We start from the raw sequence: 23522 nt of genomic DNA, 5'->3' as shown, positions 1-23522 counted from the left end.
ATCCGACAATACAGACAGTGCACTGAAAAGGTGCAAATTCTGAAGGGGGCATTGAGAAGTGGGCAGTGGGCATTGGAACTGACAACAAATAACTAATAACTAATGACCACTGAATACTGACTACTGACCATCGATATATTGCTTTAAAGTATTCCGAATTTGTTTGAGCTGAAATCCCTTAGCAAGTTGGCGCAGCTTCGAGACAAACGGCACTAAATTAGGTTCTAAACTCTCCAGGTTAGCACTCTCCTCAAAAATTTCTTCAATGTCGCCCATAGCTGCGAGTTTCAAAAGTTTTGCTACTGACTCAGCAGCCGCAGGTAACAAAGAAGAATAAGCAGGAAAATCAGAGGCTGGTGACAAACTGGGAGTTTTGCGTTTGTTGTTTTCCGAAGATTCCCCATAAATCCATTCTAGTCCCAAATGCACGCGCAACTGTTCTAAAAAGTGATTTGCTTCGATTGGTTTGGGAAGAAAAGCATCGTACCCTGCGAGGATGCTCTCTTGCTGCGTAGCCTCGAAAACGCTAGCTGACATAGCGATTAACACAACATCTTTTACTTCCGGCAACTGCCGCAGTTTTCTTGCAGTTTCTAAGCCATCCATTACAGGCATCCGCAAGTCCATTAAAATCACATCCGGTTGAAATTCAACTGTTTTGCCGAGGCAGTCTTGCCCGTTTTTCGCATCGGCCACCTCAAATCCCAAACGCCGCAGCAGCCTGCACAACAAATCGCGATCCAGTTGATTGTCATCCACGATTAGCACTTTGCGCTTGTTGCCGCTAAAACCCACAAGCCAGCGTTTTTCCTGCAAAGGAGACACCTCCAAGTACCGTTTAGCTGCGGGCAATTCTAAATCTACCCAAAAAGTGCTGCCTTTTCCCAAAGTGCTGTGGACGCGAATTTCGGTACCCATTAGTTTCGCTAATTTCTGGCTAATTGAGAGTCCAAGACCTGTACCTTCAACAAACGTATTGCCTCCTACTTGGTGGAAAGGCAAAAATATTTCTTCTAACTTGCTTCGCTCTATTCCAGTGCCGGTATCCTCGACTTGAAAGCGAATTTTTAAAGCGTGTTTGGCTGCGATCGGATTGTGGGCGAAGCGCATATAATTTTGTTTCAGTTCCGAACTCAAAGTCGAGAACTCATAATTTTCTCCTTGGCCTCGACTCCAGGCCCCTGTGCCGACATAGCCGACTTTGAAAGTCACACCGCCACTGTTAGTAAATTTCACGGCATTGCTGAGTAAATTTATGAGAATTTGGCGCAATCTTTTTGGATCGACACGAACGCAGCTAGGCAGGGGAGAGACTTGTTCGTAATGGAATAAAATTTCTTTTTGAGATGCCCGCATCTGAAAGAGATCAGCAATGTTTTTCGTGAAATTTAGAAAGTTTAACTCTTCCGGGTAGAGCTCCATTTTTCTAGCTTCAATTTTGGAAAGATCTAAAACATCGTCGATTAACATCAGCAGGTGTTGACCGCACTGTTGAATATTGCTGAGACTTTCTTGGTGATCTGAGTTTAAGTCTTTGTCGGTTTTGAGGATTTGAGCGTAACCTAAAACGCCGTTTAAAGGCGTGCGTAGTTCGTGGCTCATATTGGCAAGAAATTCGCTTTTGGCGCGGTTGGCACTTTCTGCTGCTAATGCAGCTTGTTGGAGGGCAGATTCTGCCAGTTTGCGATCGGCAATTTCCGTTTGTGCTTGTTGAAATAGCGTCGATTGCTGGATCGCGATCGCCAATTGCACGCACAATTGCCGGAGGGATTCTATTTCTGAGGAATCCCAGGGACGGGGGCCGCTGCAATCCTGGGCGATCAGCAGTCCCCAGAGCTGATTTTCTGCGGTCGGTTGGGTCTGTGAAATGCTTTCTCGTGCTTTTAAAATCGGCACTATTAAGTTAGCTTTTACTTCAAATCCTTCGAGAAATTTCATGTGGCATTCCGTCAAATTTTCCCGGTAAATATCTTCCATAGATCTAATACCGCCTTGCTGATAAATCTCAACAAATTTTTCTCTAAAACAGCCATCAATATTGTTAAAATTTAGCAGCGAAATTCTATTTTTTGCCACGGATTCCACAACAACAAAGCCGCTCCAGTCGGGATTAAAACGGTAAATAACTGTGCGGTCTGTTTGCAAAAATTGCCGCACTTGTTCGACAGCAGTTGTCAGGACTTCTTCTAAATTTAGGGAGGAGCGAATGCGATCGAGCATGGCCACTACCAGCCGTTCTCGCCTTAATTGCTGCTCCAGTGCCATCTCCGCTTGTTTACGTTCGGTGATGTCGGTAATTACTCCCACTAACCCGATTAAATGACCAGTTTCATCTTTAATGCCGTCGGCGCGAAATAAAGTTGTTACCAGTTCGTTGTTTTTAGTGTTGATTTTGAGTTCGCCTTGCCAAGATTTGCCTTTACGGATCGTTTTAAACATTTCTAGCAGCACTTTAGTTTGGGGGTAAATTGCTGTTAATCCGCCTGCTGTGTTTAGTTCTTCTGCTGTGTAGCCGTACTGTTGAACAAAGGCTTGATTGTGGTAGAGCGATCGCCCTGTCAAGTCAGCAATGCCGATCGCATCGCTGGTGCTTTCCACCGCTTGAGTAACTCGCAGCAAATCTAATTCTGCTTGTTTGCGATCGCTAATATCAGTAATAGTGCCGATATAGCCTTTAATTTCCTGCTTGTCTCCGATTTCTGCAATTGCCTGACCGATTACCCAGATTACCCGACCATCTGGACGCTGAAAGCGGTATTCTGATTTAAAAGGAATTTTCTCAATAATTGCTCGATGCCATTCATTTTTTACCCGAGCAACATCGTCGGGATGTATGGCATTCATCCAGCCAATTTCTGCTGCTAATTCTGCATTTAATCCCGTAATTTCGCTCCACCGTTGATTCACATAAAGGCAATTTCCCAAGGTGTCGGTATGGAATATGCAAACTGGCGATGCTTCTGCTAAAGTTTGGTAGCGTCGCTGGCTCGATCGCAGGGCTGATTCTACCTGTTTTCTATTAGTTATATCGCGGACTATAGAAATTATTTCGCCACCGAAAAGCATTGTTAGCGACAATTCTTGAGGGAACTTAGTACCGTCCCGGCGCTGACCGGTAGCTTCTATATTGCAGTACCCTTTTTGCAGGAGCATCGGCATTATTTGTAATTCAAAAAATATATTTTCTGCTTTGCTGTAGAGCATTTTCCATTTCTTCCCATACAGTTCGCTAGGACTAGCCAAGCCGTACATCTTGAGATAAGCGTCGTTGGAATAAATACATTCTTTATTATTATTAAAAATGGCGATGCCGTCATAAGCAGCGGACATTGCTACTGCTTGTCGCTGGAGTTGTGACTCTGCTTGTTTACGAGAGGTAATGTCGTGACCGACTGAGTAGATTAAACCTTCTTCGCTAAATGGCGATGCCGTCCACAGGAAGTATTTGTAAGAACCGTCTTTGCAGATGTAGCGGTTTTCAAAGGAGATACTGGACGTACCGGCGATTAGTTTTGCTCCTTCGGCTGCGGTGGCTTTTCGATCGTCTGGATGAACAAATTCGATCATTGGCTTGGCAAACAATTCACTAATACTGTAGCCTAAAGCTGTTGACCAAGCTGGGTTTAAACGTTTAAAATGACCGTCAAAACCTACAATACAAAGCAAGTCTAAGGAGATGGTAAAAAAACGATCGCGCTCTGTTTGTGCCTGCTTTAATTCAGTGATATCCATCACTAAACCATCCCAGAGAATATCGCCTTCGCTGCCAGATTTGCTCTCATTAGTGAGCCTTTCTGGTCTCGCCGCTCCTTGCAGCCACTTAACTTTTCCAGATGGTAAAGTCTGCCGCCACTGCTGCTGCCAAGGTTCCAGCGTTGTGGCTGAAATGGCGATCGATGTTTTTAAATCTAAGAGATCGTCTGGGTGAATTCCCTTGGAAATCAGTTCCGCATTTTGCTCTATTGCTTCTGCCTCTAATTCGTAGAGTTGGCGGCTGCCTGAAGAGATGTAGGGGAAAGACAATTTTCCCGTGGCTGACATTCGTAATTGATAAATTATTCCCGGCAGGTTAGCTACCAATTTTTGAAAGCGAGCTTCGCTTTGTTCCAGTGCTTTTTGTTGCTGTCTGTATTCGGTAAAATCTCTAATTGTACCCACTATTACTTTACTGCCGTCTGCTATTTGGAAGACGCTTTTTTTGGTAGAAATTATGTGTTCTCTCCCTGCCGAGTCTGTGAATTTTTCTTCGGTTTCCAAGCAGATCCCCGTTGTCAATACTTCTTCATCTTTAGTCCAAAAAACAGCAGCTTCTGATTGGGGGAAAAAGTCATAATCTGATTTGCCGATCAGTTCTTGCCGCGATTTGCCGACCAACTGACAAAAAGCATCATTTAATATCATCCAGCGGTGTTGCTCGTCTTTGACAAAAATTGGGTCTGGCGTAGCATTTATGGTGTGGTTTAAAAATTCTTCTGACGCTTTCAGTTTTGCTTCGTAGCGGTAGCGATCGCTCACGTCCAACACTACTTCGATTATCCGGTCGATAGACCCGTCCAGGCGGCGGAGGCAGCGAAGGGAAACTCGCGTGTGAACTATTTCGCCATTTTTTCTGAGCCACCTTTTGTCTAAGATGTAACCGTCGAGCCTACCTGCTAACATCTGAGAAAATTTTTCACAATTACCCTCCAAATCCTCTGAATGAGTCAACTCTAGCCAATTCTTTTGCACGAGTTCATAGCGCTCATAGCCCAGCAAATTGCACAGGGCATCGTTAACTTCTATCCAGTGGCAATTTAAAGGAATTTCGCTGTCAATAATTGGAGCGATGATTGCAATGCCGATCAGGGAATTTTCCACCACCGAGCGATATTTTTCTTCACTTTTTCGCAAAGCATCTTGACTGTTCTGGCGTTCTATGGCGTAACGGAGCGATCTAATTAACAGTTCGCTGTCGATTTTTCTTTTTACCAAGTAATCCTGTACGCCGACCGAAATTAACCGCAGGGCAAGTTCTTCGTCGTTTTGGGCGGTCAGAACTACGATCGGCACATTTACCCCGTACTCTTGTACCCGAGCCACCGTCTCGATTCCCAGACTATCTGGCAGTGAAAGGTCTAATAAAATTATGTCAAAAGTTTCTTGATTCAATCGCTGCTGCGCTTCGCTGAGACGCTCTACTTTCGTCAGCACTATACGCTGCGATCCACCTATTTCTGACAGTAAATCTTCAATCAGCTCAGCTTCCTGAGGGTTGTCTTCTACTAACAGAACTTTAAAGCAGATAGGAGGCAAAGCTAAGTTAAAAACTGCTTTCATAATATTTTTTAATCAGAAAATCTTAAACTAACTTGAATTTTAGCTTTTATTTTCAGGGCAATTATTCAATTGCCCATACACATATATCGACCGTAATATTGCGGGTGAGCAAGCACTACAAAAATTATATTTAATTATTATTCTATCACGCACTAACTAGACTGTCAACGGGAAAGATTTTTTATTCTAAATGGCAATTTATACCAGTTAAAAAAAGAATCCAAATGTAGCATATATGCCAAGCTAAAGAGTCACAATAATGACCCATTATTTACTTATTATATTTGCCATATAAAATGGGGGTAACTTGTGGAGCGTATTTTATATTTATGAATTAAAATATAGAAATCAATTCAGTTTGCCTACCTTATAGCTTATACCTTTTGACGACAGGATCTCTCAATTAAGCTAGAGTAAAGTAAAAAGTTGAACCTTGCTCCGGTTCCGATTCCACCCAGATACATCCGCCGTGAAGTTCCACAATTTTTTGACAAATTGCTAAACCAATACCTGTCCCAGAATATTCTCTTTGAGTATGCAAGCGCTGGAAAATTTGAAAGATACGTTTTTGATGCTGGGGAGCAATCCCAATTCCATTATCGGAGACAGAAACTAACCAGTTTTCCTCCTGTTTGCAAGCGGTAATATGAACCACAGGCGGTGCATCGTGGCGATATTTAATCGCATTGCTGACTAAATTTTGAAATAGCTGTACGAGTTGAGAAATATCCCCCATTACCGTGGGTAATTCGCTGTAGGTGACAACGGCTTTAGTCTCGCGGATCGCCCCTTGCAAGTTCGCCAGTGCTTGCTCGACTGCATGATTGCAATCTGTCAGTTGAAAAGGTTTCCGACTCCGGCCCACGCGGGAATATTCGAGTAAATCGTCAATTAAAGTTTGCATTCTGGTGCAGCCCTGAACGATATTGCCGATAAACTTACTACCTTGGCTGTCAAGTTGGTCTTTGTAGCGTTTTTCTAAAAGTTGAGCGTAACTGGCAATGGTTGCTAAAGGCGCTTGCAAGTCATGAGAAGCCACATAAGCAAATTGTTCTAGTTCTGCATTTGAACGCGCCAATTCTTGGTTAGATTTTAATAGAGCAGATTCGGCGCGCTGGCGGTGGGATATCTCTTGTTGAAGTACCAAATTTTGCTCTTGCAGAGCTTTTTCAACAGCGCGGCGGGTGCTGATTTCTTGTTGCAAAATTTGGTTTTTTTCCTGAAGAGTTTTTTCGACTGCTAAGCGGCTCGTGATTTCTTCTTGCAGCAGCATATTTTGTTCTTTTAGCTGCTTTTGTAAATTCCGGAGGCTGAGGTGACTTTCGATGCGGGCGAGCACTTCTTCAAACTGAAATGGCTTGCTGATATAGTCAACAGCTCCCACAGCAAATGCGTTTACTTTGTCAAATACTTCATCTTTAGCGCTGATAAAAATTACCGGGATTTCGCGAGTTTTTGCTTCTAGTTTCAAGTGCTGACAGACTTCGTAGCCGTTCATTTCCGGCATCATTATGTCGAGCAAAATCAAATCTGGTGGATTAGAATTGCAGGCTCTCAAAGCCATTTTTCCGTTAATCACGCAGCGAGGGGTGTACCCCCTCTGAGTCAACATCGTAGACAACAGACGCAGGTTTTCTGGTGTATCGTCTACTACTAAAATGTTTCCTAACGGCGTCCCTGGTTGCTGATTGTTCATTGATTATTTCCCAGTTACTATTTTGTTCACAAAAAATGTTGGCAGCTATTTTATTTAGGACTTACGGAAAACACCCGGTTTCTAGTAGGAATATTGGGGAAAGAAAATGAGGAATCCGCTCATAAACCGGGTGTTTAGCCGTTTGTGTACAAGCAAGTCCTGTTATTGTTCGTTTACCAATCCTCAAATCCCCAGCAGCAGAGTCAGAGCATTATTGTTCCAAGTCAATCCTTTGTCTAAAACTTTAAATCCCGCGACTTCGCACATAGCTTCTAAAGCAGTAGCTGTAGGCAGCCACCAGCACGGCGCAAAATCGTTCAGGTCAAAAACTGCTTTCTCAGTTATCCCTATAAGTTGGTTGTTGTTGATGTATGGCCGCCAATAAGCTGTTAAAATAGCTCGTTCAGCGTCGTCCAAAGCGGGAATAAACATTACTCCAGAAGCGGGAATTTCATAGTGGCCCAACTCATTTTCTATTACTTCTTGGGTAATAACTGAAGTGAAGATTAAATGCTCGCGAGTTATCTGACGCAAGGCAACTAAAATCTGCAACGGATGGGGGTGATGGTACAAAACTCCTGCACAGTGAGTTACATCGTAAGGCTCGCCAATGTCTGCAAGCTGAATCTGAGTGATATCTTGATTGATACAGTGATAATTAGCAATATTTAAACTTGTCATGCGATCGTGAAAATCTGGCCACCACTGGAGGGATGCCGGCATCGCATCAATCATTGTCAGAGAAACTGCACCGTATTTGCTAGCTACAGATACTTTTTCGTTGACAGTTCCCCACAAGCCGCCGACTTCTGCAAAAGTCTTGCCTTTGACTACTCGGGCGATATAGCGATCGCGAATATCCTTAGCCTCTAACTCTAATAATAGAGTAGATTCCCCTGTTTGACGCTGTTTTTCTAAAATTTCCTCTAATTTTGGGGATATTTCTGGATCTTTTGGTCTAATTTCTAATGCCATCAAGTACAACATTATGGCTTCGTTAAGCCGATCGCTCTCAGCAAAGTTTTGGGCTATTTGGCAGTAAAATTCAGGAGCGTGCAGCGGCTGCATTTGGTGGTGATAGTAGCTAGTTGCTACATCTGAATCTACCGGAGTTCTTTTAATTAGAGCCTCACCTAACTTTATGTAAATTTTCGGTAGAGACGGGTCGATTTGAAGCGCACAAAGGTAGGCGGAAACAGCATCGTTCCATGCGTGACTTTCACTCAAAGCATCGCCTAAATTGTAATAAGACCAAGAAATAGTGGGATTAAGTTCAATAGCACGTTGGTAAGCGGTAGCTGCGGCTTTCCACTGTTCGGCTTTTAACAGCGCTGCTCCTAAATTGTGGTAAGTCCAAGAGAATTCTGGATTGAGTGCGATCGCGCGCCGATAAGCGAGTGCTGCAGCAGCAAACTTTTGAAGTTTAACTAAAGTCAAAGCTAAGTTATAATGAGACCAAAATAAATCCGCATTTAGTGCGATCGCCCGTTCGTATGCAGCCTCAGCTTCTGACCATTTTTCTAGTTTAAAAAGAGCATCTCCCAACTTGTGAAAAGCTGCGAAAAAATTCTGGTCTACTTCAGTCGCGCGCTGGTAAGCTGCAGCGGATTCAGACCATTCTTCTAATCGATCGCAAGCTGCACCGATGCTGTAGTAAGACCAAGAATAATCCGGGTTGATTTCAACAGCCGTGCGGTAGGCGATCGCAGCTTCTTGCCATTTTTCTAAATTGAGCAGCACGCTGCCTAAGTTGTAGTAGGACAAAAAAGAATTGGGATTTAAATCAATACTTTTTCGGTAGGCCGCCTCCGCTTCGCGCCAGAGTTCCTTAGCTTGCAAAACATTGCCTAATTTGTAATGAAACTCCGAAATATCCGGCTGGAGTTGAATAGCTTTGCGGTAGTGAACAATAGCTTCGTCCCACTGTTTCAGCTCGCTAGCAGCTTCGGATATTTTGCAATAAGCTTCGCAACAACTCGGGTTTAAAAAAATGGTGCGATGGTAACAAACTAGCGCTTTTTCGGGTTTATTTTGGGTCAGCAAAGTATTACCTAAGTCGAGATATTCTTCTGCTATTTCTATCGGTTCCACTATCAGTGCTTGATACCAACAGTCTGCTGCTTCCTCAGCTTGACCGACTTGGGTAAATATCCGGCTCAAATTTCGGTAAAATCCTGCAAAGTTTGGTTGCAGGGAGATGGCTTTTTGGTAACAGGCGATCGCCTCTTGCCACTGTTCCAATGTAGCGCAGAGAGTGCCGAGGTTAGCAAAAGCTTCGGCAAAATCGGGTTGCAGGGCGATCGCAACTTTATACCAATACCTTGCGTCTTCTAGTTTACCCTGAGCTTGCAGCGCCTTTCCTAGGGTTTTGCAAGTCTCTGCAGAGTTGGGTTCCGATGCCAAAACTTGTTGGCAAAGTGCGATCGCCCGATCGAAGTTGCCTGTAGCTAAATAAAGTTCTGCCTGTTGCTGAAAATTCACCTGCGCTGTTTCTGAATTCATTTTTTCTTTTCCTTTTGAGTTATCATTCCATGTAAAATTATATGCTACACTTTGCCAAAGTTCAAGTTTTTGTAAGTAGAGCAACCGCACACACAATAATGATGAATGTCCGGCACATTAATATAAACTATATAATCATAGGTTAACAGCGAGCTAAATAATGTCAACAGCTACTCAGACACCGCAATTAAGCGTAATTATACCTGTATATAATGGCGATCGCTACATCGTACAAGCGGTGGAGAGCGCCCTAGGTCAAACTTTTACTAATTTGGAGATTATAGTTGTAGATGACGGTTCGACCGATCGCACGCAGCAAGTATTGCAGCCTTATTTTGACAGAATTCGCTACATATATCAGGAAAATCAAGGAGTAGCAGCCGCCAGAAATCTTGCTTGCCAACTAGCGCAAGGCGAGTTTTTAGCATTTCTAGATGCCGATGACTATTTCCTACCATCCAAGCTAGAGAAACAACTAGCTTGCTTTGACGCTGACCCCACCTTAGATATGGTACAAACAGGTTGGCTGATCGTCGATGAAACCGGGCGAGAGATTTCTGCTGTCAAGCCTTGGCAGCAAGCGTCTAAATTAGATTTAGAAAGCTTTATTCTCTATAAATGCGTGCGACCGAGTGCGATGATGCTGCGCCGAAAGTGGTGGGAAAAATTGGACGGTTTCGATTCTCAGTTTCCACTAGCAGAAGATTTAGACTTTGCCTTACGTTTAGCTTTAAAGGGGTGCAAAGCAGTTTGGTTAGAAGAAACACTTACCTGTTATCGCCAGCACAATTCTAACCTCATGTCAATCGGTTTTCGCGTAATGAAGAATATAGAAATTGTAATGAAGAAATTCTTCGCTAGACCCGATTTGCCTCAGCCAATCCGGCAGTTAAAAAACCCGGAACGCTATCAATGCTTAAAGTGGCTGGCATGGCGGATGTATCGCGACGGTCATCTAGCAGAGATGGCACAGTGTTTAGAAGAGTCATTGCAATATACGCCTTTTTCGCCCACAAAAACAGTTTTGAATTGGCTAGAAAGTTTTCAGATGGCTTCGGAAGAATATGGTGAAAATTTTGACGCTTATTCGCTGAGTAAGTTAGCGGAATGGCAAGAGATTATTATGATGGTGATGACTAATCCACCCCAATCTCAACAAAGTTCTATTCCCATACATTCAAAAGCGCAAGCGCACATTTTACTCTACAACACGGACGATCCGGGCGTAGGAGGATTAGCGCAGTACAATCATGCCATTCTTTGTCAGTTAGCCATGTTAGGCTATCGAGTCACTTGCGTGCAAACCAAACATTCTAGCCCCTTGCTGGAGCGAGAACGAGAGTTAGGTATAGAGCATTTGTGGCTGGATTTTAGCGGGCATAAAGATTTACAGCGGGTGTTAAGAAATACTCAGGATGCACGAGAGCTTTTTGCTAGCAATCAACCGGATATGATTATTTTTAGCGATGGTTGGCCATTTTCCAATTTTGCCGCTAAACAGGTAGTTATTGAAATGGGAATACCATACATGATGGTGATTGGGTTAGTTATGCCAGAACACGCAACTTTTGCCTGCGGGGATGTAGTGCCTTATGTAGAAGGAGTGCTCTACCACTGCCTGCAAGCTAGAGCCTTGATTGTTGGCGCTTACGAACATTTGAATTTATTATGCCAAGATTTCAAGTTGCCAAAAGAGCGAGGACAAGTGATTTACTTGGGGCGTTCTCCCAAATATTTTGCACCTCCTAATGCTGCGGCTCGTCAACGCCTGCGACAAGAAATAGACATTCCTGAAGATGCGATTGTTTGTTTCACATCGGCTCGATTGGCATCGATTAAAGGGCATCGATATCAAATCGAAGCAATCAAGCAGTTGCAGCAGTCTCCTGTGTGGTATAAACTGTATTTTGTGTGGGCAGGAACTGGTGAGGGAAGCGCTGACAATGTAGAAATAGAATTGAGGGAAACTATTAAAGAGTTAGGGGTGAGCGATCGCGTGAAGTTGATCGGACAGCGCTGGGATATCCTAGATTGGCTCGATGCTAGCGACATATTCATTTTGACTTCTGTGGCAGATGCAGCGCCTTCCCTTGCAGTCATGGAAGCGATGGCTAAGGGATTGCCGGTAGTTGCAACGGCTGTGGGCGGCATTCCTGAAGGGCTTGGCGATACTGGGAAATTGTTGCCAGATCCGAATACCGATCCAGAGGGAACCGCCAGGGAATTGGCAGAAACTGTAGAAGCTTGGGCAATGAATTCAGAATTGCGACATCAAATCGGTCAAGCTTGCAAGCAGCGGGCCGAGAAAGTGTTTAAAGAGGAACGGATGTTGGCCGAGTCGATGGAGGCGATCGAAAAAGCTTTAGTTTGCGATGATCGCCAAACAGATCCATTTGTTACTAAAAAAGAGGTGCAGGGGTCGATGGCGAAGATAAAAAGCCGGGTGCATTACAGCTCTTTAGTGTGGAATGCTTGGCAGGCTTACTGTCAAGAAGATCTAAGCGGAATGCAGAAGTGGCTTCAAGAATCTTTGAAGTACACACCTTTTTTGACTACAGAAACGCTATTAAACTGGGTAGAATATTTTGGCAATTTTTCTTCAGCACAAGGGCATCATTTAGATACATATTCTCTAATTAGTTCAGCCGAATGGCAACAATTAGTAGAGGGATTACAGGGTATTGAATCTGTATTGTATGCACGCTAAAATACCAGATTTATATTTCAAATTCGGAGGGCTGTCACCAGTAGAATTGCATCTGCCTTCTGCCTGACCTCCGTTACATCCGTTTCAGAATTCGTTGCCGAACCCTTCCTTATCACAGAGAAAATTTATGTCAATAGCAAATTCGACACCGCGAGTAAGTGTAATTATTCCAGCATATAATGGCGATCGCTACATCGCGCAAGCGGTAGAAAGCGTCATCAGCCAAACCTATAAAAACTGGGAAATTATCATCGTAGACGACGGCTCAACCGACGACACCCGCCAAGCGTTGCAGCCTTATGTTGAAAAAATTCGCTATGTTTATCAGGAAAACCAAGGAGTAGCTGCCGCCCGCAACCGAGGAATTCAGGAATCCCGAGGTGAATTAATTGCTTTTTTAGATCAAGATGACTTTTTATTGTCCGATAAGTTAGCTGGACAAGTTGCGTTATTTGACGCTCAGCCATCATTAGGAATTGTTAATAGTGGCTGGCGAATGGTTAAAGAGCAAGGGGAAAGTATTTTCGATGTCAAACCCTGGGAATACTTGCCTCAGCTAGACTTAAAAACCTGGATTGTTTATCTGCCACTACTTCCCAGTGCGATGATGTTTTCGCGGCAGTGGCTGGAACGAGTCGGTGGCTTTGATTCTCAGTATGATTCAGTAGATGATGCCGACTTAATCTTGCGTTTAGCACTATCTGGTTGTGAAGCTGCTTGGTTGCATCAAGTGACAGTATGCTACCGCCAGCACGGGCAAAATGTGTCCATCCAGAGAGCGCTAAAACAGGCCAACCTTTGTATTAAATTAAAGCAAAGTTTCTTCAGTCGAGCCGACTTGCCAGAGGACATCCGCCAATTAGAAAAGCAGGCGTTGTATGAAGCTCTGACATGGATGGCGTGGCAACTTTACTACAGCGGCTATCCGGCAGAAATGACTGACTATTTGCAAAAATCTTTGGATTATACCCCGTACTCCCTGACAGCAACTATAGCAGATTGGGTAAAGCGCATCACTGAAATTGCTAAGACCTACGGTTGCAATATTGATGCCATTTCTCTCAGACAATTACCCGAATGGAAACAATTAATGGCTAGTATTATTACTCCTAAAAAATCGCGCGTCAGTGTCATCATCCCGGCTTACAACTGCGAGCGCTACATTGTCAGAGCCGTAGAAAGTGTTCTGGAACAGACTTATCAAAACTGGGAAATTATCGTCGTAGACGACGGTTCAACGGACAACACTCGCCAAGTTTTATCACCTTACCTCGATTTAATTCAATACATCTATCAAGATAACCAAGGAGCAGCAATTGCTCGAAATCGTGCTTGCAAGTTAGCACAAGGGGAATTTTTAGCTTTTCTAGATGCTGACGACTTCTTCTTACCTGAAAAACTAGAAAAACAAGTAGCTTGTTTTGACGCTGACCCCACATTAGATATGGTGCAAACAGGTTGGGTTATCGTTGGCAAAAACGACGAAGGCATCTATGGAGTCAAGCCTTGGGAAGAAGAACCAAAATTAGATTTAGAAGCCTTTGTTTTCTACAAATCAGTGCGTCCCAGCGCCATGATGCTCCGGCGAGAGTGGTGGGAACGATTGGGCGGTTTCGATCATCGCTTGCCGCCAACCGAAGATTTAGATTTTGTGCTACGTTTAGCTTTAAAAGGCTGCAAGTCAGTTTGGTTAAAAGAGATATTAACCTGCTATCGTCAGCACGACAGCAATATCATGTCTAACGGCTCCAAATTAATGAAAAATACGGAAATTTTGATGGAGCAATTTTTTTCTCGGCCAGATTTACCTCAGCACATCCGCGACTTGAAACGCGCGGAACGTTACAAGTGTTTCGTATGGATAGCATGGCGGATGTATCGCGACGGATATTTGGCAGAAATGGTCGAATGTCTGGAAAAATCTCTGTATTACACTCATTTGACAGGCACTGAAACTGTTTTTAACTGGCTGGAAACTTTTAAGGGAGTTTCGGAACAGTACGGCTACCACTTTGATGCCTATGCTTTAACCAATTTACAGGAATGGCAAGACATTGTGGCGATCGCAGCGAACAATCCTTATCAGTTTCAATCGGCTCCCAGTTTGACTTCTCGGCAGCCAACAAAGCACGTACTCCTGTACACAGAAGACTCAGGAGTCGGCGGTTTGGCTCAGTTTAACCACTCGCTGATGTGTAAATTAGCTGCCGATGGCTACCGAGTTACCAGCGTTCAAAGTCAAGCTTCTAATCCTTTAATTACCGAACAAAAACAGCTAGGTATCGAACATCTTTGGCTAGAGTTCGACACGATGAAAGAGTTTTTGCGAATAGCTTACAATTTGGATGATGCTAAAAAGATTTACGCCCAGGCTCAACCGGATTTAATTATATTTAGTGACGGCTGGCCGATGGCTAACTTTGCAGCTAAACAAGTTGCGATCGAGCAAAATATACCGTACATAATCAGTCTGGGTTATATCAATCGCAATTATCAAACTTTCGATCGCGGCGATCAAATTCCCTATTTCGATGCAGTTGCCTACCAGTACATGGTAGCCAAAGCAGCAGTAGCAGTTTCTCACGAGAATTTAAACTTGTTCCAAAGTCTATTTAAAGCGCATCTAGAACGGGGAAAAGTAATCTATTATGGCAGACCAAATAGTTATTTTGAGCCGCCGAATATTTCCACTCGCCAACGCCTGCGTCAAGAACAAAGAATCCCCGAAAATGCTGTTGTTTGTTTTACGGCGGCGAGATTGACTCCAATTAAAGGATATCAGTATCAATTGCAGGCGATCGCCCAATTGAAAAATCGTCCAATTTGGTCCCAAATTTACTTTGTTTGGGCCGGGCCTGGGTCTACGACTCACGACAATCTGGAACCTGAATTAAGAGCAACTGTGAGCCAATTGGGAGTAGAAGAACAGGTTAAATTCTTAGGACAGCGCTGGGATATTGCCGATTGGCTAGACGCCAGCGATATCTTTATTTTATCTTCCGAAGCTGAGGGAATGCCACTAGCAATTATGGAAGCAATGGCGAAAGGATTGCCCGTAATTGCCACAGCAGTCAGCGGGATTCCTGAAGAATTGGGAGACACGGGAAAGTTACTGCCCGATCCTACAATCGATCCAGCAGGAACAGTAAAAGAGTTGGTAGAAACGGTCGAAATATGGGCAGAAAATCCCGAAGCGCGCAGGCTTGCAGGACAAGCTTGCAAAGCGCGAGCTCAAGAACTATTCAAAGAAGAACGAATGCTTCGGGAATATGGAGAAATAATTGAACAGGCATTTGTAAGTGATGAGAGCGACAGTTTCTCTATAAGTCCGAAACTCCAAAAGCAGGTACAGCAAGTGGATAGCCTGCTGAAATACTATTATTTAGTGTGGAAAGCTTGGGAGGCTTACGAGCGGGGAGATATGTCCGAGATGGTGAATAATTTGCAATCTGCTTGGGCTTGCACACCTTATTTTACCACAGAAACTATCTTTGATTGGGTGAAAAATTTTGGTATTTTAGCTGCGGAAAAAGGAGTTACGTTCGATACCAACGAGCTGATTAACTCCCGCTCCTGGCAACAAGTGATAGAATCAATACAGGGTTTTGAAGTGTTTTCAGCGGTTCGTTAAAACTGAGTTCTTGCAGCATTCTTAGGAATGGGCAAGATGCCCTTTCCACAAAACATCAACCAAAGAAAAGATATGCAATTTACATTCAAGTTCCCACGTATTAATAAACTTCTGCCAATTGGTTTAGCTATTGTCACTGTTCTGTTAATAGCCTATTTGGGACAGCCAAGAGCGATCGCCCAACTGCGATCGAACGTGACAGTAGATTTTGGACAGCCAGCCACCGGTACAATTTCCATGAGTGGCATCCTGCACGGAATCGACACTGCCAAACCCCCGGATAGCTCGATCAAACCATTGCAGCCCAAACTTTGGCGGGCAGGGAGACTCGATATTTACGATCGAGTAATCGCCAGCGGAGCCGAGTTTCAGTTAGTAGTTAGCGACTTGTGGGGCTACGGTAGCAATCCCAATGGCTGGCCATATCAAAATTACCCCGCGTGGGAAGCATTCATCAGACAGTTAGCCCAGCAAAATAAAGGCAAAAAAATTATTTGGGATGTATGGAATGAACCAGATTGGAAAGATCCATTTTGGAAGGGAAGCAGAGAACAATTCTTTGAAACTTACAAAAGAGCTTACAAAATCTTGCGGGAAGAGTTGGGGCCGTCAGCAATGATTGGCGGGCCAAGCCTCGGCCGCTACAGCAAAGAATATCTCGCCGCTTTTTTGGATTACTGCAAGGCTAACAAACTTGAAGTAAACTTCCTCTCATGGCACGAACTTAACGACGCGATGATTTTATTTGTTGACGATCACGTAATTGAGGCTAAACGCAATTTTCAGCAAAGTCCTTCTTACAAGGAACTGAAATTGCAAAAAATTTACGTCAACGAAATTGTCGGGAACTTAGCGCAGTACCAGCCGGGGGAAATCTTAGGTTATTTGTATAACTTAGAGTATGCAAAAGCTGACGGTGCTTGCAGAGCTTGTTGGGAGAGCAAAGGGCCAAATAAAGTTAGCAATTGCTTCAACAATACGCTGAGTGGGATGGTCACGCCTAATACTTTTGAGCCGAGAGCAGCTTGGTGGACATACAAAGCTTATGCTGAGGGAGTTAATTCGCGGGTGCGGAGCTGGTCAAATAACAATCGCCTTGTCGCTTTAGCCAGCAAATCAAATTCTGAAGGTAAAGCACAGATACTTTTAGGTTATTTCGATCCCAATTTTTCCTCAGCAACAACGGTAACATTAACCCTCGGCAATTTGGAGCAGCTAGGTATTCAAAGGGGTCAGAAAATCAATCTAAAATTAGAAAAAATTCCCAACAATCAAGAAGGAGCCGTGCCACAGCTTGTCACAGTTAAAGAAGAAAATCTTTTGGTGGGTAGCGGCAGCTTGGCTTATGTTATCCCTAATTTCAACGTCCACGAAGGCTACTTATTGACGGTTAGCAAGTGAGCTACCTATCCTATTAAATTGTGAACAATTTGTAAGGACACGGCAGTGCCGTGTCCCTACAAATATATAGATTTTATCTAGGATAATTCAAAGATTTTTGCACCGATTCCAACCACTCTCGGACTGTTTGATTTTCGGATTGTGGGTCGTAGTAACACCCTAATTCATCGAGGATGAATGCTTGTAAATCGGCTGGGGCGATCGGCATTTCTAACAGTTTGCTGAGTTCTTGCGATGCAGCTTCAACACTTGCGGGCGGTTCGCTGCTGCGGTAGTTGTTCACTACCTCGCTGGGAGTGTCAGCTTCTAATGGCCAGTCTTGGTGAAAGTAGGAACTGAAAAATTGGGTTAAATGAGGAAATTGATTGATCATTGGGGATAAGCTGTGAGAATAAAGTATCCGGGAGGTAATTTGGCGCTGCGCTGGAGGACGATTCTCAGGCGAGATGTCGAAGTGGCTTTGGATGCGCGGCGACGCAGAGTAATGCCAATTATTCTGTTGGCGTTGTAGTCGATCGTATAACGATTGCCTCGACTTTTCAGCCAGGAGTCGATCGCACTTTGATTTCTGTTCATTGCTTCTCCAATAGCCGCTTCAGCGACGGAACGGTCAGTAAAAGAAGATGCTGCAGAAATTCTCGTTTCGCTTGCGAGTCGCTGTGCTAGTTCTGCTTCTGTTTTGCCAACGTGTCTCTCTAAAGTGTGTCCTCCTGCTGATTCGTGAAAGTCTAATCCGCCGCCCGGTATGTTGGGCACAAAAGCTAGGGTGGTTTGTGGTATAGTTGATCCTTCCGGTGCAACAACCGTGGCGTAAACACCAGGTATAGCCGATTGGAATAATATAATTATTGAGGCGATCGCACAGAGGATACCTAAAAACTTTTTTAGGCGATCGAGTTGATTTTTCATTGCTGTTGAATCTATTTTTTATATTTAGTATAGGTACTTGTTGTTTTTTTGTCTATTTTTTAATCGACTCTTAGTAAGTTAGAAAATGCGCTGTATTCAAATATACGGTTCGCAGTACCCACCCTACTGCTAGTTAGAAATTGCGCGCAGCATTCAAATACACGCTGCGGTTGCGCGCACCCTAAAATTATTTATAATAGTTCGTGATTTCTGCGGTTTACAAAGCTTCACTCACTATGAGAAAATGTTAATAATTCTTTGAAAAAAATCCTGATGATTGATGATAAGTTACTTTATTATCTTTAAAAATGTGAAAAAATGCAAGTAGTTATCCTAGCAGGTGGCCTCGGTACTCGTCTCAGAGAAGAAACAGAATTTCGTCCCAAACCCTTAGTTGAGGTGGGGGGGCATCCAATTATTTGGCACATCATGAAAATCTATGCACACTACGGTTTCCAAAACTTTATTGTGTGCTTGGGCTATCGCGGCAACATGATTAAAGAGTATTTCCTTAATTATGAAGCCATGAACAATGACTTTACTATCTGTCTGGGACGCCAAAATATCATCACTTATCATGAGGAACATCTCGAACAAGATTTTAAGGTGACTCTGGCTGAAACTGGCGCGGCAAGCATGACGGGAGGGCGGGTAAAACGGATCGAAAAATATATCGATCGCGAGAATTTCATGGTGACATACGGCGATGGAGTAGCTGATGTCGATATTGAAGCCTTGATGGATTTTCACAAATCTCACGGGAAGCTGGCAACTGTCACTACATTTCGCCCGATTTCTCGCTTTGGAATTTTGGAGGTAGACAGCGATAGCCGCGTAGTTCAATTTACTGAAAAACCTCAAATCGACGGCTGGATCAGTGTTGGATATATGATATTTAACCGCCGGGTATTTGAGTATTTGGGGGGAGATGATTGTATTTTAGAACAAGAGCCTATGCAGCGTTTGGCGGCAGACGGACAGTTGATGGCTTACCGTCATGAGGGCTTCTTCTTTGCGATGGATACTTTTCGAGAGTACAAGTATTTAAACGAACTTTGGGATGAAGGGAAGGCTCCTTGGAAAGTGTGGAAATAAATTAGTTTGGGGGCGAGATTTAATTTCCGCCCCACACAAGTTTAACTAAAAATTACTATAAAATTACCTCATAAATCCGGTTGCTTCGTAGATTTTTATTTAGTGGTCGTAAAAATTGTAGTAACTGGGTTTTTATAGAGCCCTATCCGTGGGAAGTGAAACTTTTCCAAATAAGGTAAAACTCACTATAAAATAATTATAAAAAATGGATTCGCAAGAAATTCTCAACAGCACAAAAACTTACCTACAAAAGTGCGTTGCACCCCACGCGGAAATTATCGACAGCGACTCAGAAGCGCTGAAAACAGCAGTTGCGGGATTGGAAGATCGATCGCTCTTAGCGTTGCGAGTTCCCCAAAAATGGGGCGGCGCTGAAATTGCACCGGAGATTTTTTACAAATATCAAGAATTGACGGCTCGATATTCCGGCGCTTTGTCTTTCCTGCAAACTCAGCACCACAGCGCAACTGCAATGCTTGCCAACAGCGACAATGAAATGCTAAAAACCAGATACTTGCCCGCGATCGCCCAAAAAGAGTTACGCTTGGGTATTGGGTTTTCGCATTTGAGGCGATCGGGCAATCCGGCAGTCACCGCAACTCCCGTACAAGCGGGCTATTTATTGTCAGGAAAAGTTCCTTGGGTAACAGGTTTTCGCTTGTTTCAAAAGTTTATTGTAGCGGCGGTACTTCCTGACAAACGCGCTGTTTTCGGTTTAGTGCCTTTTGCCAATATTGAAGGCGAATCGGGTAAAATAGCTTGTAGCGAAATCATGCAGTTAATCGCCATGAACTCGACTAATACTGTGACAGCCACTCTCGATAATTGGTTGCTGCATGAATCGGAAATAATTTCGGTTAAACCTGTCGGCTGGATTTCGGAAAACGACAGCAAAAATATACTGAATTTTGTCCCCGGTACTTTTGGCTGTATTCGAGCGGGATTGGATGTAATTGCAGCAGCGGCGGCTGCTAAGAATTCACCTTTTATAACGACAGCTTACCAAAAACTAGAGCAAAAGCTTGATCGGCTAAAACAGAATTTCCAACAATCTCAACATAGCTCGAAAGCACAACAATTAGCGCTGCGAGCTCAAGCCATTGATTTAGCGGTGCGTTGCGGGCACGCGGCGGTTGCAGTTTCTAGCGGTGCTGCTAACGGTGTGCTACACCCCGCCGGGAGAGTTTACCGAGAAGCTTTGGTGTATACTGTTTCCGGGCAAACAAAGGATGTTATGGAAGCAACGCTCGATCGACTAATCGAATTTTAGATTTTAGATTTTATATTTTATATTGAACTCGCCGAAGGTCAAAAACTCAACTGTGTTTAATAAATAATAGATATATTTAACCTGATGACAAACAACTTCAAATCAAATAACTTAAAAACGATAGCCTACAGCCAAATTATAGACTTAACCCATGTAATTCATCCAAATATTCCCATCTGGCCCGGAGATCCAGCCACAGAAATTGCCCCAGTAGCTCAAATAGAAACAGACGGGTATTTCCTGCGAAAATTCTCAATGGGAGAACACAGCGGCACTCACATCAACGCACCCAACAGCTTTTATGCAGGAGGCGCCAGCATTGATAATTATTCCCCGCAGTCGCTCGTTGTGCCGGCAATTGCGATCGACATCCGAGAGCAAAGTCTTGCCAATCCCGACTACACTTTAACAATTGATGATATATTGACTTGGGAACAGCAGCACAAACTTATAGAACCGGGAAATCTAGTTTTATTGTATACTGGCTGGCAAGAAAAATGGGATAATCAGGGAGCATTTTTTAACCTAGACGAGCGCGGAATTTGCCACTTTCCCGGATTTGGCAAAGCAGCAACTCAATTTTTACTAGAAGAACGCTCTATCGCGGGCATTGGAACCGACACCCACGGAGTCGATACTGGGCGAGATGAAAGTTTTGTGGTGAATAAATTGGTATTGGAAAAGCAGCGAATAGTGCTGGAAAATCTAGCAAATCTCGACTTGTTACCTGCGGCTGACATCACTTTAGTTATCGGAATATTGCGTCTTTTGGGAGGTTCCGGCTCGCCTGTGTCAGTGTTAGCTTTTGTGGCTTAGTGCGGTAAAACTTACATCTTGTACTATTCTCAAGAACAGGCAAGATGCCTGTTCCACAAAGAGTGAATTTTATTGTGGAACAGGCAAGATGCCTGTTCCTAAATAGGTAATTGAGAATGGTGCAATATCTCAGGTAAAATTAGATTGAGAGAAGTCGAGTAAAAACAATAAGATTAATGACAGAACTGCCCAAGGATCTCAACGAGGCGCTCGCCCAATCCCGCATTGCCACCGCCGCTGCCCTCTCGGACGGCAAAAATCTACTGCAAGTCGAATTAGTATTTCCAGAAATCGCCCTGCAAGCACAGTCTATCACCTTACAATTCCTCCCAGAATTTGAGGAAATCTACCCCGGAGTAAAAGTTTTTTTTCCCGACACTGGTGCGGCAGCCCTCGCGCGCCGCGACTGGGGAGAAACACCGTTTAAAGTCACTGATTTGGGTAGCAGTCGCACCCCTGTTGAAGATAAAATATCACCGGAAGATCAACTTTTCATTTTGATCAATCCAGCAGCCGTAGAAGTGGCCCAAGTTGAAAAAATTTATATCGCTGCGGCCGGTCGCCCAGTAATTCTACTCAACCCGCGCCTGGAAGATGTTGCCACCATAGGTATAGGCTATGCGGGCCGACAATTGCGCGATCGATTCCTCAGCAAAATTGAATCCTGCTACTACATCAGACCCCTAGACACTGCTGCTTTATTCCGCTGCTACCCCCAATCGTGGCAAGTGTGGCTGGAAACAAACGACGAATACGAACTAATTTCTGAAACCGCCCAAAAACCAGTCGGAGACGATTTAGAGCGGATTTTAGCCGCTTCTCTCCCAAGCGCAGATCCTGACTCCACCACACCTGCCAAACCTGTAAAAAAGAAAGGTTTTTTGGCAGAACTCCAGACATTCCTCAAAGCTTTGACTCAGTGACAATCGTTAAGGCTCGATCGTATTTTAGGGTGTGTCAGCTAGGATTATTTTCGACTTAATCCGTCGGCTAATCGCTAATGCACCCTAAAGCGTCAAATAATTCAAAGCTTTGCCTCAGTAACAGCAGTTGCAGAAGCACAATTAACAGGTTGCCTGTGTTTCTATCAGTAGGTACGCAAACAGCTACTGGTGAGCTTTACAGAATCTTTATAAAAAGCAGTATAATGGGTGACACCCCTCCACCGTAAAAGAGTGGAGGCAAATAACAGCAAAATCAGATGCTATAAGGTAGAGATGGGGCTTTTGAGTCAGGGAAGCGGATAAACACAATGGAGCACCGGCGCATTGTTATCGGGGACGTACACGGGCATTATGACGGGTTAATGACCCTGCTAGAGGCACTTGCCCCCAGCTCAAACGATCGCGTCTATTTTTTGGGAGACTTAATTGATCGTGGCCCCAAAAGCGCTCAGGTATTAGATTTTGTGCAGCAAAGCCCCTACCAAACTCTGTTGGGCAACCACGAACAACTGATGCTGGAGGCTTTGTCGGGGACGCCGATGGATATGCGAGCGTGGCAATCTTGGCTCTACAGTGGCGGCGATGCGACAGTAGCGAGCTACAGAGATACAGGGATGATGCCGTACAAACACTTAGAGTGGCTGCGATCGCTCCCCACGCACCTGGACTTAGGGGACATTTGGCTGGTTCACGCCGGCGTTGACCCCCATCTGTCCCTCGATGAACAGTCGATCGAACAACTGTGTTGGATTCGCAGGGAATTTCACACCATGTCGAAACCCTATTTTCCCAATAAATTAATTATCACCGGTCACACGATCACCTTTACCTTTCATGGGGTCAGACCGGGCGAATTAGTCAGGGGCGAAGGGTGGTTGGATATTGACACGGGTGCTTATCATCCCAAAAGCGGCTGGCTGACAGGATTTGACCTCAGTTACCGCAGAGTTTATCAAGTAAATGTATTTAACCATCAAGTCCGAATTTTGCCGTTTGACGAAGTTGTCAGGCAATTGAAGCCGCAGCCGATTGCACCGCCGGAACCTGCGATGGATTCTGTTGTTCAACAGCAGTGTTAAATCAAGTTTTAGTTGTAGGGTGCGTCAGTTTAAGTTTGATCAATTAAATCCAAATTAACCCGATCGCTGACGCACTCTAGGTAGAGTCGATAGGGGCATTTCTACCCCTACCTCTCTTTCAGAACGGAACGTGAAACTTTCGCTTCATTCCGCTCC

The 23522-nt window shown here is 44.1% G+C and carries 13 protein-coding genes; 8 read left to right on the top strand and 5 right to left on the bottom strand.

Translation table 11 applies throughout. From position 1 onward, the window contains the following. Positions 1–120 precede the first annotated feature (120 nt). The 3 genes from QUA25_RS12660 to QUA25_RS12650 all read right to left on the bottom strand — a co-directional run bounded on the left by QUA25_RS12660 (position 121) and on the right by QUA25_RS12650 (position 9514). Positions 121–5316 carry a PAS domain S-box protein gene (locus QUA25_RS12660; protein WP_333038203.1) on the bottom strand — a complete coding sequence of 1732 codons (5196 nt, stop codon included), beginning with the start codon at positions 5314–5316 and terminating at the stop codon, positions 121–123. A gap of 403 nt (positions 5317–5719) precedes the next feature. After that, a complete protein-coding gene (locus QUA25_RS12655) occupies positions 5720–7012 on the bottom strand; it encodes an ATP-binding protein (protein ID WP_333038202.1) in 1293 nt (430 codons plus the stop codon). Positions 7013–7195: 183 nt separating this feature from the next. Then, positions 7196–9514, bottom strand: a complete 2319-nt coding sequence (locus QUA25_RS12650) for a tetratricopeptide repeat protein (RefSeq protein ID WP_333038199.1) — start codon at positions 9512–9514, stop codon at positions 7196–7198. A gap of 160 nt (positions 9515–9674) precedes the next feature. Here QUA25_RS12650 and QUA25_RS12645 point away from each other — a divergent pair, with 160 nt between their 5' ends. The 3 genes from QUA25_RS12645 (at position 9675) to QUA25_RS12635 (ending at position 17253) form a co-directional block, all read left to right on the top strand. After that, positions 9675–12221 (top strand): glycosyltransferase, encoded by a 2547-nt coding sequence (locus QUA25_RS12645; RefSeq protein ID WP_333038198.1) that lies wholly within the window; start codon positions 9675–9677, stop codon positions 12219–12221. A 127-nt stretch (positions 12222–12348) separates the two neighbouring features. After that, complete coding sequence (locus QUA25_RS12640) at positions 12349–15852, top strand: glycosyltransferase (protein ID WP_333038197.1); 3504 nt, start codon at positions 12349–12351, stop codon at positions 15850–15852. A gap of 36 nt (positions 15853–15888) precedes the next feature. After that, the gene (locus tag QUA25_RS12635) at positions 15889–17253 is read left to right on the top strand and encodes a GH39 family glycosyl hydrolase (protein WP_333038195.1); all 1365 of its coding nucleotides are present in this window, start codon (positions 15889–15891) and stop codon (positions 17251–17253) included. A 73-nt stretch (positions 17254–17326) separates the two neighbouring features. On the opposite strand, the gene QUA25_RS12630 is transcribed toward QUA25_RS12635, so the two are convergent. After that, positions 17327–17626: a contact-dependent growth inhibition system immunity protein gene (locus tag QUA25_RS12630; protein WP_333038192.1), complete on the bottom strand. Its 300-nt coding sequence runs from the start codon at positions 17624–17626 to the stop codon at positions 17327–17329. Then, on the bottom strand, positions 17623–18162 hold the full coding sequence (locus QUA25_RS12625; protein ID WP_333038188.1) for an RNase A-like domain-containing protein: 540 nt from the start codon (positions 18160–18162) through the stop codon (positions 17623–17625). The genes QUA25_RS12630 and QUA25_RS12625 overlap by 4 nt, the downstream gene beginning before the upstream one ends. A 318-nt stretch (positions 18163–18480) precedes the next feature. Here QUA25_RS12625 and rfbF point away from each other — a divergent pair, with 318 nt between their 5' ends. From rfbF to QUA25_RS12600, 5 genes are all read left to right on the top strand, one after another. Beyond that, positions 18481–19257, top strand: coding sequence for a glucose-1-phosphate cytidylyltransferase (gene rfbF, locus QUA25_RS12620; protein WP_333038185.1), 777 nt, complete (start codon positions 18481–18483; stop codon positions 19255–19257). A gap of 205 nt (positions 19258–19462) precedes the next feature. Further along, entirely contained in the window at positions 19463–20527 is a 1065-nt protein-coding gene (locus tag QUA25_RS12615) for an acyl-CoA dehydrogenase family protein (RefSeq protein WP_333038183.1), read from the top strand. Between the two features lie 84 nt (positions 20528–20611). Beyond that, a complete protein-coding gene (locus QUA25_RS12610; RefSeq protein WP_333038180.1) occupies positions 20612–21343 on the top strand; it encodes a cyclase family protein in 732 nt (243 codons plus the stop codon). A gap of 176 nt (positions 21344–21519) precedes the next feature. After that, positions 21520–22266, top strand: coding sequence for a DUF1995 family protein (locus tag QUA25_RS12605; RefSeq protein WP_333038178.1), 747 nt, complete (start codon positions 21520–21522; stop codon positions 22264–22266). A 329-nt stretch (positions 22267–22595) separates the two neighbouring features. Next, positions 22596–23366, top strand: a complete 771-nt coding sequence (locus tag QUA25_RS12600; protein WP_333038177.1) for a metallophosphoesterase family protein — start codon at positions 22596–22598, stop codon at positions 23364–23366. The last annotated feature ends 156 nt before the right edge of the window (positions 23367–23522 follow it).

The organism is Microcoleus sp. Pol17C6, from assembly GCF_036701145.1.
Classification (GTDB): Bacteria; Cyanobacteriota; Cyanobacteriia; order Cyanobacteriales; family Microcoleaceae; genus Microcoleus.
The sequence above is the reverse complement of the archived record's forward strand: the minus strand, read 5'-3'. Positions and strand labels throughout refer to the sequence as shown.